Origin of the sequence: Alkalibacterium sp. (assembly GCF_046484155.1) — a bacterium.
In the GTDB taxonomy this organism is placed as follows: Bacteria; Bacillota; Bacilli; order Lactobacillales; family Carnobacteriaceae_A; genus Alkalibacterium.
The window spans coordinates 1-11,360 of sequence record NZ_JAWOBT010000097.1 but is presented as its reverse complement, the minus strand read 5'-3'; the positions used below and the strand labels follow the sequence as shown (position 1 = coordinate 11,360).

Sequence of the window (11,360 nt, the reverse complement as noted above, 5' to 3'; positions counted from 1 at the left end):
ATATTTTAAATAACACTTTTTTTATAATTAGACGTCGATATTTGTTACATATTGGGCATTTTCCTCAATGAAAATACGTCTTGGTTCCACTCTTTCACCCATCAACATATCAAACACTAAATCGGCTTCTATCGCATCTTCAACTGTCACCTGCAACAAACGTCTGTTTTCAGGATTCATCGTTGTTTCCCACAACTGTTCAGCATCCATTTCGCCTAGTCCTTTATAACGCTGTATAGAGGGTTTAGGAGAGGCCGGAATCGTTTTAAGGTAATTCTCCAATTCTTTTTCAGTATCCAAGTAGACCTCTTTTTTACCTTGTTTAACTTGATACAGAGGTGGCATCGCTACATAAACGTAACCCGCTTCTACCACTGGTCGCATGTAACGGTAAAACAGCGTTAAGAGTAACGTCCGGATATGCGCGCCATCGACGTCGGCATCGGTCATAATGATCAGTTTGTGGTAACGCGCTTTATCAATTCGAAATTCTTCTCCGAAACCTGTGCCCATCGCAGTAAAGAGCGAGCGGATTTCTTCGTTGGCCAAGATACGATCAATGGTCGCTTTTTCAACGTTTAAAATCTTACCTCGAATAGGTAAAATAGCTTGGAACAAGCGAGAGCGTCCTTGTTTCGCAGAACCGCCCGCTGAATCTCCCTCAACGATAAATATTTCTGATTTTTCAGGATCTTTTGAGGAACAGTCCGCTAATTTTCCTGGTAAATTACTGATTTCCAGCCCGTTTTTCTTACGGGTCACTTCACGTGCGCGCTTAGCAGCCAAGCGTGCTTTAGCTGCCAGTAAGGCTTTTTCCATTATTTTTTTCCCTATTTTAGGGTTCTCAACTAAGAAACGGTTGAAATGCTCACTAAAGAGACGATCTGTAATGGTTCGTACTTCTGAATTGCCTAATTTTGTTTTTGTTTGTCCTTCGAATTGGGGATCAGGATGTTTGATGCTCAAAACAATCGTTAATCCTTCTCTAGCATCTTCCCCACTCAGGTTTTCTTCATTTTCTTTAAGAAATTTATTTCGTTTGGCATAATCATTGATGATACGTGTGAGTGCCGTCTTGAAACCGAACTCATGCATGCCACCTTCATAGGTATGGATGTTATTGGCAAAACTCATGATATTCGTGTGATAGCCGTCTGTATGCTGCAAGGCCACTTCAACAACTACGCCCTCTTGTTCGCCTTCTAAAAAGATAGGCTCATCGTATAAAACAGTCTTGCTTTGATTGAGGTATCCGACATAACTTTTGATTCCGCCGTCGTATTGATACTCTAAACGGACAGGCTCCTCGGGACGCTGGTCTTCAATGGAAATAGCTAAACCACGGTTCAAGAAAGCTAATTCACGAACGCGTTTCGATAATTTATTGAAGTCATATTCCTGGGTTTCCTTGAAAATTTCCGCATCTGCTTTAAAGCGGACAACCGTCCCGGATTTATCTGTGTCTCCGATCTCATTCAATTCATTGATTACATCTCCGCGCTCAAAACGCATGTTATGAATTCTGCCGTTCTTATGCACATCAACTTCAAGAAATTCTGATAGTGCATTCACAACAGAAGACCCTACGCCATGAAGGCCACCGGAAACTTTGTATCCGCCACCGCCGAATTTACCACCTGCATGCAAAATCGTAAAGACGGTTTCTACTGCCGGGCGTCCTGTTTTCGCTTGAATATCGATCGGTATGCCACGTCCGTCATCGCTGACTTCTACTATATTGTCAGGCTTGATCACGATGTCGATATTACTTGCATAGCCAGCCATCGCTTCATCGATCGAATTATCGACTATCTCCCAGACCAGGTGATGCAAACCTTCAGGACCTGTTGTGCCGATATACATGCCGGGACGTTTTCTAACGGCTTCTAATCCCTCTAAAACTTGAATCTGACTGGCATTATATTCTTGTACCTCTTTTGGCGTTATTTTTTCATCTGCCATTTTTATTCACTCTCCATTTCAATCTGTCCATTATGAACGGTAAAAATTCGCGGATTATGGAGCAACTCTTTTTTCACTCCATCTAAACTTGTCGTTGTTAAGAATGTCTGCACTTTATCTTGAATAGATTTCAGTAAATGTGTCTGGCGATCATCATCCAGTTCGCTCAAGACGTCATCCAATAATAAGACGGGGTATTCCCCGGTCATCTCTTTCATCAGTTCGATCTCTGCCAGTTTCACACTCAGAGCCGTTGTACGCTGCTGCCCCTGTGAGCCATACGTTTGAACATTTTTGCCGTTCACATAAAAACGGACGTCATCACGATGCGGACCGGAAAGCGTTGTCCCTTGTTCATATTCTCTGCGTTCATTCTGTTTATATTGCTCAAGTAAATCTGTCATCACTTGTTCTTTATCTTTTTCCGACGATAAAGTTACTGAAGATGCATACTCAAGGGTTAATTCTTCTTTATCTTGTGAAATTTCTGAATGAATGGGCTGTGCCCATTTTTCCAAGCGTTTAACAAAAGAAAAGCGTCCAGTCAGTACCTCAGCACCTTCTGCCGCTAATTGTTCGTTAAGTATCGATAAATACGTTTTGTCCAGCTTACCGTTTTTCCGGTTCTGCTTTAAGTAAGCATTCCGCTGCTTAAGCATGTTCTGATATTCGACGAGATGATATAAATAAATCGCACTCATCTGTCCCATTTCCATATCCAGGAATTTTCGTCTGACTGAGGGTGAGCCTTTAACTAAAGCCAAATCTTCCGGAGCAAATAAAATCACATTCAAGTGCCCAATATAAGCACTTAATTTCTTTTGTTCTAAATGATTCAACTTAGCTTTTTTCCCTTTTTTTGACAGCACAATTTCGAGCGGATACGTCGTTGTATCCGTTTCTACCTTACCTGTCACTTTAGCGAAATCCTGATCCCAGCCAATGAGCTCTTTATCATTGGCGGTTCGGTGACTTCTAGCCATGGCTAGAACGTAGATACTTTCCATCATGTTCGTTTTACCCTGCGCGTTTTCTCCTAAAAAAACATTGATTTTTTTAGAGAACGCTACTTCTGCGGTTTCATAGTTTCTGTACCCTTTTAAAGAAAGTTCTTTTAAAAACATTCCTATTCTCCGTCGTGGCTTAATTCAATCGTGTATGTCCCAAAATCTTCGATTTTAATGGTATCTCCAGGATATAGTTTCTTTCCTCGACGGTTTTCAGGTTCGCCGTTGACCCATATAGCAGTGTCCAGTAAAAAAGGTTTTGCCATTCCACCACTTGAAATGATATTTGCATGTTTTAAAAATTTTCCTAATGTGATCATCGAATCATCGATTTGAATTATTTCAGACACAGTTATCGGCTCCTTAAAAAGTAAAGACATGGATAACTCCCCATGTTCACTTCGTTTATCTTCTAATTATACCTTAAATGACCTTTTAAAACAACTTTATATAGTGAATTTGGCATTCTAATCGATTTTGTATCGTTAGAGATAAAAAGTCCTATTGATACCGAAATGAGCTCAGAATGGAATTTTTGAATAGATTGAGCGTTTAGGTCTGAAATAAAGGGGGATTTCATTTTTTTGAACAGATTAAAGAAAAAAAGACCCAAAATGGGTCTTTTTTCAACGCTTAACATTCACGAGGAGGTTCTGATCGGTGTAATCAACTGAATGAATTCACCATTATCTTCACTTGGAACCAATACAAACGGACGGAGTGTAGAAATCAGTTTCATGGTAATTTCAACGGGTCCAAATGTTGTCAGAGCTGCTTTCAAATAATCAGGATTAAAAGAAATTTCCATTTCGTCACCATTCAAATCATTATAAGCCACTTGTTCATTCACTCGTCCAACTTCAGGAGAGTTGCCCGTAATTTCAACGCTGTCGTTATTTACTGTTAATTTAACCACATTGTTCTTGCCTTCGTGTGACAGTAAACTGGCTCGTTCAACGGCACCCAGTAAAACGTTTGCGTCTAATCTCAATTGTGTAGATGAGTTTTCTGGTATAAGACGATTGGTATCCGGATAATTCCCTTCAAGTAACCGGGAATAGAAATAAGTGTCTTCTGTCTTGAATAAAATTTGATTTTCAGCGACAGCGACTTCGATCTCATCCAGACTGTCATCCAGTAAGCGTGTCAATTCTTGTAGACTCTTCCCTGGAATAACTAAATCATGAGAAAGTTCTTCGGTTCCTTCAATAGGAATGACGCGTTGACTCAAACGGTGACTGTCGGTTGCAACAGCTTTAAGTTTGCCATCACCAATTGTAAAGTGGATCCCAGTTAAAATAGGCCGACTTTCGTGAGTGGATACAGCGATGACCGTTTGTTTAATAATTTTTTTAAGTAAATTGACGGGCAAGGTAAACGCTTTTGTTACATCTATTTCTGGTAAATGTGGATAATTAGCCGCATCTAATCCGTTGATCACAAAAGCAGAAGAAGCTGATGTAATGGATGTTTGTACGCCATTTTTAACTTCTACAGTAAAGGTTTCATCTGGTAACTTATTAACGATATCACTGAAGAAACGAGCAGGTTGTAAGACGATCTGTCCTGTTTCTTCGATGGTCAAGCCAGCTTTTTCATCTGAAACACTTAGTAGTGTCTCTATAGAAATATCTGAATTACTGCCTGTCATTTTAATTCCTTCAGAATCAGCAATGATCTTGATCCCTGTTAATATTGGAATGGTTGCACGTGATGAAACAGCTAACTGAACATCTTTTAATTTCTTTAAAAAAGTCGATCGATTGACAGTGAATTTCATAGTCATCCTCCATTGATAATTTAGTAACCCGATTCATATTATATATTAATATAAATACTTAGTAATAGTAGTAGGTCCTGTGGATACTGTGGAAAAGATAATAATCGTTTAAGGATAAAGGTTTTCCACCTGTGTATAAGATGTGCATAAGGTTGTGACTAACTCTGAAGGTTATCCACAACCTTATTTTATAGACTTTTTTTAATTTCCCTGATTTGGTCTCTCAATTCGCCATTTTGTTCTTCATTTAAAATCTTTTTAATTTTCTCATGAGCATGAATCACCGTTGTGTGATCTTTTCCTCCGAATTCCTTACCGATCTTAGGCAAGGACATACTTGTCAATTCTCTTGATAGATACATCGCTATTTGTCTAGGCATAACAATTTGTCTGACTCTTTTTTTCCCTTTTAAATCGGCTAATGAAATTTGATAAAATTTACTTACTTTCTGCTGAATAGAAGCAATCGATACATTTTGTTTTGTATCATTTTTCAGCATGCTTTTCAGAGCATCGGCAGCTAAACTTGTCGTGATATCATTGCGTTGAATAGCAGAATAAGCCTGAACTCGAACTAACGCTCCTTCAAGTTCTCTGATATTGGAGTCAATTTGACCGGCAATATAACTTAATGTGTCATTGGGTATCTCTAAACCTTCTGCATTGGCTTTTTTACGTAAAATAGCAATACGCGTTTCCAGATCCGGTGGGGTGATATCTACTGATAGTCCCCAGGCAAAACGCGAAACAAGGCGTTCCTGCAGTTTAGGGATCTCATTCGGTAAGCGGTCACTTGTTAAAACGATCTGTTTGCGGTCATCGTATAAGGCATTGAACGTATGGAAAAATTCTTCCTGCGTTCCTTCTTTGTCTGCAAAAAATTGAATATCATCAACCAATAATAAGTCTACATTGCGGTAATTTTGTCTGAACTTTTCCTGCGTACGATTTTGTATCGAATTAATAAAATCATTGGCAAAATTTTCGCTGGAGACATACTTTATTCTGGCATTGGGGTTAATTTGTAAAAACTGCTGGCCAATGGCATGCATCAAGTGAGTTTTACCCAGACCGACACCGCCATAAAAGAAGAGCGGGTTATAGATCGTTCCGGGTTCTTCAGCTACAACTAATGCGGCAGCATGGGCCATTTGATTGCCTTTACCGATAACAAAAGTATCAAACGTGTATTTACTATTTAAAGTGCTGGATTTGTATTGGGATGTGAATTGGTCAACGGTGTCGTTCGTATCCTGTTCTTCGTAAGTGGCTTGTTCATCTGCAGTCACAAATAATGGAGAAACTTCCCGGCCTAAAAATTCGTACAGATATTCAACGACTTTAGTAGAGAGATTATTTTTCCAATATTCTTTGTGCAAGGTGGAAGGAACTTCAATCGTGATCGAATTATCAGAGATTCTGACGAGGTTAGCGCTTTGAATCCAAGTATCATAACTAACTTTTGATAGTGTTTCTTTAAATTTATCTTGAAGATATGTCCATATAGTATATATATCGTCCATTTTTTTCCTCCTCGCCGTAAAGTTACTTTTATTATTTTATCACGTCTCGATTAAGTTTTCCACAGTTGATTTAAATTGTTAATAAAAAGTCCACAGGGTGTAAATAAAGATATCCACAGGCCTGGATAGAGTGTGCTTGAATTATTTTTCCGAGTGTTTTTTAACATATTTTGTGGATAACTATACAACGAGCAATGCTTTTACAGAAAGGTTTAAAAGAGTTGTACACAGACGAAAAGAGCCTGTGTACAGTTTTCGTTAACACCCTGTGTAAATGTGTGTAACCTCTGGATAAGGGGGTGGATAAAAAAAGTGAGTGACTGACTTGTTCTTAACATGTGGATATCTTATTGGGACAACTTTTAAACACGTCTTGAAACTTTAAGGTGATATTTAAATCGATTAATGGTAAAATAAGCTTGACAAACTGTGAAATGTTTTCTAAACTTACATAGTCTGTCTATATAGTGTAAAGTAATAATCCATTATTGCTTATAATTAAGTACAAGAGGACAAAGGAAAGATTCAGGAGGTGTTCGCCGATGGCACAAGGATTAACATATCAACCAAAAAAACGTAAACGTCAAAGAGTACATGGATTCAGAAAACGTATGAGTACAAAAAACGGACGTAATATATTGAGAAACAGACGTCGTAAAGGAAGAAAACATATTTCTGCTTAATGACGACAGGCGACGGGGCTTCTTGCTGGAATAATTGGTGAGAGCACGTTGCCTTTTTTTTATTTAAAATTAAAAATTACTTAGTTAATGTAGAAAGATGGGACGTATATGAAAAAAGCTTATCGCGTAAAAACTGAAGCAGATTTTCAAAAAGTCTTTCATCATGGGCAATCTATGGCCAACCGTCAATTTGTTGTTTATAACCTGGCTAAAGAAGGGCAAACTCATTTTCGTGTAGGGATATCTGTCGGTAAAAAATTGGGCAATGCAGTGATGAGAAATGCAATCAAACGAAAAATAAGGCACTGTCTCATTGAATTTGATCAGGAGGACAAGATAAAACCTGACTTGGATTTTATTATTATTGCAAGACAGCCAGTAAGCACGATGGATTATCATGAAATAAAAAAAAGCCTGCTGCATGTTTTGAATCGAGCAAATATACTCAGAAGCAATGAGTAAACTTTATATGTCGTTTTAAGTGAGCAAATAAAACTAGTCTTAAAAAAAGAGAGTCAAAGATGTTTGAGAAAAGAGGAGAAGTACGTGAATTTTATAAGAAAACGTAAGCGATTGCTTTTAGCAATGGCCATGATGGGTTTGGTAGTCTTTTTAACGGCCTGTGGAACAGAGCCTGTAACATCTGAAAGTACCGGCATATGGGAAGGCGTTGTTATTTATAACTTTGCCCGAGCAATTATATGGGTATCTGACTTTTTTGGTGGTAATTACGGTATAGGTATTATCATTGTGACTTTGATTATTCGGGCGATGCTCATCCCTTTTACGCACTTTCAACAAAAGAACATGCAGGAAATGAGTGAAATCAATCCTCAGCTACAAGAATTAAAAGATAAATATTCAGCTAAAGATCCAGGAACACAGGAAAAATTAAAAGAAGAGCAACAACGGCTGTACAGCGAAGCTGGTGTCAATCCTTACATGGGCTGTTTACCTTTACTAGTACAAATGCCTGTCTTTATAGCCTTGTATCAAGCCGTTAACCGTACAGATATTTTATCAACGGGAGATTTCTTGTGGGTCAACTTAGGTCAACCCGATCCATATTTCATCTTACCGATCCTTGCCGGCTTATTCACCTTAGGAAATTCTGTTATGATGAGTATGGGAAAACCGCAAGCAGGTAATAAATTGATAACGTATATGATGCCTTTATTAATTGTCTTCATTACGGTCCGCTTATCGAGCGCGTTAGCCCTTTATTTTGCTGTTTCAAATGGGTTTTCTGTCATTCAAACGCTTCTTTTCCAAAATCCATTCAAAAAGATAAAAGAACTCAAAAGTAAAGAAGAGAAAGAAAGAGAAGCGGAAATTCAACGCAGACGTGCAATGAAAAAAGCTCAAAAATACCGTAGAAACGTAAAAAAATAGAATTTATCTGACTTAGACCTATTTATTTGGTAAAATGGTGAGGAATAGAATTTGGACTGGAGGATAGTAGTCATGAATGATAAATATACAGCACAGGCATCAACGACTGAAGCAGCTATCGAAAAAGGATTGAAGGCTTTAGGTATTGAAAGAGAAGATGCAACGATTGAAGTGAAACAGGAAGCCAGGAAAGGCTTTTTAGGAATCGGACAAAAAGATGCCACCGTTGTTGTTAAAAAAATGAACACGAAAAACGTCGTTGAAGAACTGTTATCTAAAGAAGTGATGTTGGGAGAAGAAGAAACATCTACCATCAAACCTTCTGAAAAAAAACCAGAAAAAAAGAAAGATGACGTGAAAGAAGAATCAGTGGTTGAACCGGTTGCTGAAGATCCAAAGGAAACAAGCGAAGCGGTTAGAGAAACCGAAGAAACCGATAAGATCGAAGAGGTCAAAACTTCACAACCGCGCGAGCAAAAGGAAGTCATCGTCAATGAACAAGACGAAGCAGCCATTAATAAAGTTTCTGAGTATTTACAAACCATTGCTCTGAAAATGGGTGTGGATGATGTCTCTATTGACGTGAAACGTGACCATAACCGCGTGAAATTCTCTATCGATACCGAAGATGCCGGCTTGATCATCGGTCGTCATGGGAAAGTTTTAAACAGTTTACAGACGTTAGCTCAAATTCAATTGCATCAGGAAGCGGACAATAAATTGTATGCAAAAGTGGATGCAGAGAACTACCGGGATCGTCGTAAGCAGACGGTAGAACAGTTGGCGACACGCACGGCTGAAAAAGTGAAACGGACCAAACGTCCGGTCATTTTAGAGCCGATGCCTGCGCACGAGCGCAAGCAAATTCACCGTTATTTGAATCAATATAAAGAGGTTCAGACCCATTCGGAAGGAAAAGACCCGCATCGTTACCTGGTGGTTGAACCTTCTAAAGAAGAAGAATTCAAACTGTAAAAGCAACTCGATCATAATTAGAAGGCTCTCTAAAGACGGTATTTCGTCTCTAGAGAGCTTTTTTTAATAGTATAGTATGTTTAGTTGACCCGTTCACCGTAAACCAGGAGACGCTTATAATTCATGGGATACTTCAGACACGTCACCAATGTCACGAGCTCTTTATCTTTTTGAATGGTCAGGCTATCCACGTTGTTCGGTAAAACTACTCTGGACCCCGTGACACGGTAGGTCATGGTTTGATCAAGCGTTTGTATTTCGAAGATATCACCTGAGACCAATTTATTCAGGTTTAAAAACATATGATGATGTAAGGTGCCACGATGTCCGGCAATAACGGCGTGTGTATTTTTCCCTCCGACCGGAAGGGAAGTCCCGCTCACATGTGCCGCACCTTTCATCAGATTAGCATCTGACGCTCCCAGATAGATAGGTAATTCCACATTGATTTTAGGGATGTGAATAATGGAATAAAAAGAGCGGGAGGAGAGAGAAGGTGAAGATGAGAGGTTGGATTGCGTTGCATCCGTCGTTTCTGCAGTCACTGTTGTTTCGTTGAAAGTCCTGTCTTCATCATCCGTTTCATCAAAATTTTCATTCGTATAAAAAGGATTTGAGGCCATTACTTCGTCTGTAAAGACATCCTGAACGCCCTGCGGATTGTTTGAGAGTTCCTCATTGTATTCTGTCATCTCATTCCAGATCTCTTCCTGTTCCTCTGTGGGAATCGGCTGGGCTGATACCGTTTCGAACTCCTCGATCTGCTGCTGCATGGCATAATTATTGATGTAATGCGCAATATAAGGATAGGTAAAGAAAAACAATCCGAGAAGAAACAGCAGTAAAGGTATTATTTTTTTTTTCATTGTGAATTCTCCTCTCGTGTTTTTCTCTTGTAGAGGAAGTAGGTGAGGCCTGAAATGAAAATAACTGAGGCAATAATGATTGGAAGTATTGGAATTGTGTAAGAGGTATCTTCAGGAGCTGGATCAGGGGTTATGGATGCAGCTACAGGTTCTTCAGGCGTATAAGGTATCCGTTCGCCCATGACGAGGAGCCGGTGAGTATTGATCATGTAAGGGGTACAGGTGATAAGCGTGACTAAATCTCTGCCTTCCTGAATGGCGATAAGTTCCGTCTCGTAAGGCAGAACGGTATTTATTTCTCTGACTTCATACGCAAGCGTTTCATCTAGAACATTGAGATAGAAGACACTGCCGATTTCAACTTCGGGTAGATCAGTGAACAATTTAGACGTTGGCAAGCCCCGGTGGCCGGTTAACACGGAGTGCGTACTCTCGCCGCCTAGAGGGAATGAGGTGTTCTCCATATACCCGATGCCTTTTTGAAGGATCGCATCACTGGTTCCGGAATAAATGGGTAAGTTTCCGTCAATAGCGGGAATGTCTATATGACCCAAGATGTCACCAAGCCGGTCAGAAAAAACATTGAATGAAGAATGACTATCTGCTGCAGCGACTGGAGTTGATGTTTCTTCTGAGAAGGGATCATCATATTCCTGTTGTGTATCAGTACCCGAAAGCATCTGATTATAGTCAGTGATTTGATTTTTGTAGGCACTGATTTCCTCTTTTGAGAGTTCATCAAGGGAATCCTGGTACGTATCGATGACACGTGTCTGGGTCAAGCTGGAATAAATCTGTGTCACTATAGGGTACAGAAAGATACTTAATCCGATGATAAAGCCGATAATCAACAGAAGACTGGATCTGGAAGATTTGTGGAATGATCGAAATATTTTTTTCATGGGGACTCCCTCCTTTCGCTAAATGGAGTAGTATGTAGAACGGGATGAGACAGGGGGTGTCCCATCCCGAAGGTGTTTGGTGTCGGTCAGTTACGATTATTTCTCGGATTTTTTATAGAGTTTGACGGAAGAGCCCATCAAACCAAGACCGATGATGCTGAATATTAACGTACCCACACCACCTGTTTGAGGAAGGCTGATTTCAGGTTTGTTCACGATTGTTGCGCGTGGAGCAGTTGGATCTGCATCTGGTGACTCAATAGAAGTAGG

12 protein-coding genes are annotated in these 11,360 nt (G+C 39.6%); 4 read left to right on the top strand and 8 right to left on the bottom strand.

From position 1 onward, the window contains the following. Positions 1-27 precede the first annotated feature (27 nt). The 5 genes from gyrB to dnaA all read right to left on the bottom strand — a co-directional run bounded on the left by gyrB (position 28) and on the right by dnaA (position 6,272). Positions 28-1,962: a DNA topoisomerase (ATP-hydrolyzing) subunit B gene (gene gyrB, locus R6U02_RS06890; RefSeq protein WP_410262876.1), complete on the bottom strand. Its 1,935-nt coding sequence runs from the start codon at positions 1,960-1,962 to the stop codon at positions 28-30. Positions 1,963-1,964: 2 nt separating this feature from the next. After that, positions 1,965-3,086 carry a DNA replication/repair protein RecF gene (gene recF / locus R6U02_RS06885; RefSeq protein ID WP_410262875.1) on the bottom strand — a complete coding sequence of 374 codons (1,122 nt, stop codon included), beginning with the start codon at positions 3,084-3,086 and terminating at the stop codon, positions 1,965-1,967. A gap of 2 nt (positions 3,087-3,088) precedes the next feature. Then, a complete protein-coding gene (yaaA, locus tag R6U02_RS06880) occupies positions 3,089-3,319 on the bottom strand; it encodes a S4 domain-containing protein YaaA (RefSeq protein ID WP_410262874.1) in 231 nt (76 codons plus the stop codon). A gap of 290 nt (positions 3,320-3,609) precedes the next feature. Further along, the gene (dnaN, locus tag R6U02_RS06875) at positions 3,610-4,749 is read right to left on the bottom strand and encodes a DNA polymerase III subunit beta (RefSeq protein WP_410262873.1); all 1,140 of its coding nucleotides are present in this window, start codon (positions 4,747-4,749) and stop codon (positions 3,610-3,612) included. Between the two features lie 188 nt (positions 4,750-4,937). Continuing rightward, a complete protein-coding gene (gene dnaA / locus R6U02_RS06870; protein WP_410262872.1) occupies positions 4,938-6,272 on the bottom strand; it encodes a chromosomal replication initiator protein DnaA in 1,335 nt (444 codons plus the stop codon). A gap of 542 nt (positions 6,273-6,814) precedes the next feature. Between dnaA and rpmH the strand changes: the two genes are divergently transcribed. The 4 genes from rpmH (at position 6,815) to jag (ending at position 9,322) form a co-directional block, all read left to right on the top strand. After that, positions 6,815-6,955: a 50S ribosomal protein L34 gene (gene rpmH / locus R6U02_RS06865; protein WP_410262871.1), complete on the top strand. Its 141-nt coding sequence runs from the start codon at positions 6,815-6,817 to the stop codon at positions 6,953-6,955. Between the two features lie 108 nt (positions 6,956-7,063). Continuing rightward, positions 7,064-7,417, top strand: a complete 354-nt coding sequence (gene rnpA / locus R6U02_RS06860) for a ribonuclease P protein component (protein ID WP_410262870.1) — start codon at positions 7,064-7,066, stop codon at positions 7,415-7,417. Positions 7,418-7,540: 123 nt separating this feature from the next. Continuing rightward, positions 7,541-8,347 carry a YidC/Oxa1 family membrane protein insertase gene (locus R6U02_RS06855; protein ID WP_410262897.1) on the top strand — a complete coding sequence of 269 codons (807 nt, stop codon included), beginning with the start codon at positions 7,541-7,543 and terminating at the stop codon, positions 8,345-8,347. Positions 8,348-8,419: 72 nt separating this feature from the next. Continuing rightward, the gene (gene jag, locus R6U02_RS06850; RefSeq protein WP_410262869.1) at positions 8,420-9,322 is read left to right on the top strand and encodes an RNA-binding cell elongation regulator Jag/EloR; all 903 of its coding nucleotides are present in this window, start codon (positions 8,420-8,422) and stop codon (positions 9,320-9,322) included. A gap of 80 nt (positions 9,323-9,402) precedes the next feature. Here the strand turns inward: jag and R6U02_RS06845 are convergent, their stop codons facing one another. The 3 genes from R6U02_RS06845 to R6U02_RS06835 all read right to left on the bottom strand — a co-directional run bounded on the left by R6U02_RS06845 (position 9,403) and on the right by R6U02_RS06835 (position 11,306). Then, positions 9,403-10,188, bottom strand: coding sequence for a class C sortase (locus R6U02_RS06845; protein WP_410262868.1), 786 nt, complete (start codon positions 10,186-10,188; stop codon positions 9,403-9,405). Then, positions 10,185-11,090, bottom strand: coding sequence for a class C sortase (locus tag R6U02_RS06840; protein WP_410262867.1), 906 nt, complete (start codon positions 11,088-11,090; stop codon positions 10,185-10,187). Before R6U02_RS06840 ends, R6U02_RS06845 begins: the two co-directional genes overlap by 4 nt. 96 nt (positions 11,091-11,186) lie before the next feature. Continuing rightward, a complete protein-coding gene (locus R6U02_RS06835; protein ID WP_410262896.1) occupies positions 11,187-11,306 on the bottom strand; it encodes an LPXTG cell wall anchor domain-containing protein in 120 nt (39 codons plus the stop codon). Positions 11,307-11,360: the final 54 nt, after the last annotated feature.

Coding starts and splice junctions, on each gene's coding strand:
- gyrB (WP_410262876.1), bottom strand. CDS start 1,962: ATGGCAGATGAAAAAATAACGCCAAAAGAGGTACAAGAATATAATGCC.
- recF (WP_410262875.1), bottom strand. CDS start 3,086: ATGTTTTTAAAAGAACTTTCTTTAAAAGGGTACAGAAACTATGAAACC.
- dnaN (WP_410262873.1), bottom strand. CDS start 4,749: ATGAAATTCACTGTCAATCGATCGACTTTTTTAAAGAAATTAAAAGAT.
- dnaA (WP_410262872.1), bottom strand. CDS start 6,272: ATGGACGATATATATACTATATGGACATATCTTCAAGATAAATTTAAA.
- rpmH (WP_410262871.1), top strand. CDS start 6,815: ATGGCACAAGGATTAACATATCAACCAAAAAAACGTAAACGTCAAAGA.
- rnpA (WP_410262870.1), top strand. CDS start 7,064: ATGAAAAAAGCTTATCGCGTAAAAACTGAAGCAGATTTTCAAAAAGTC.
- R6U02_RS06855 (WP_410262897.1), top strand. CDS start 7,541: ATGGCCATGATGGGTTTGGTAGTCTTTTTAACGGCCTGTGGAACAGAG.
- jag (WP_410262869.1), top strand. CDS start 8,420: ATGAATGATAAATATACAGCACAGGCATCAACGACTGAAGCAGCTATC.
- R6U02_RS06845 (WP_410262868.1), bottom strand. CDS start 10,188: ATGAAAAAAAAAATAATACCTTTACTGCTGTTTCTTCTCGGATTGTTT.
- R6U02_RS06840 (WP_410262867.1), bottom strand. CDS start 11,090: ATGAAAAAAATATTTCGATCATTCCACAAATCTTCCAGATCCAGTCTT.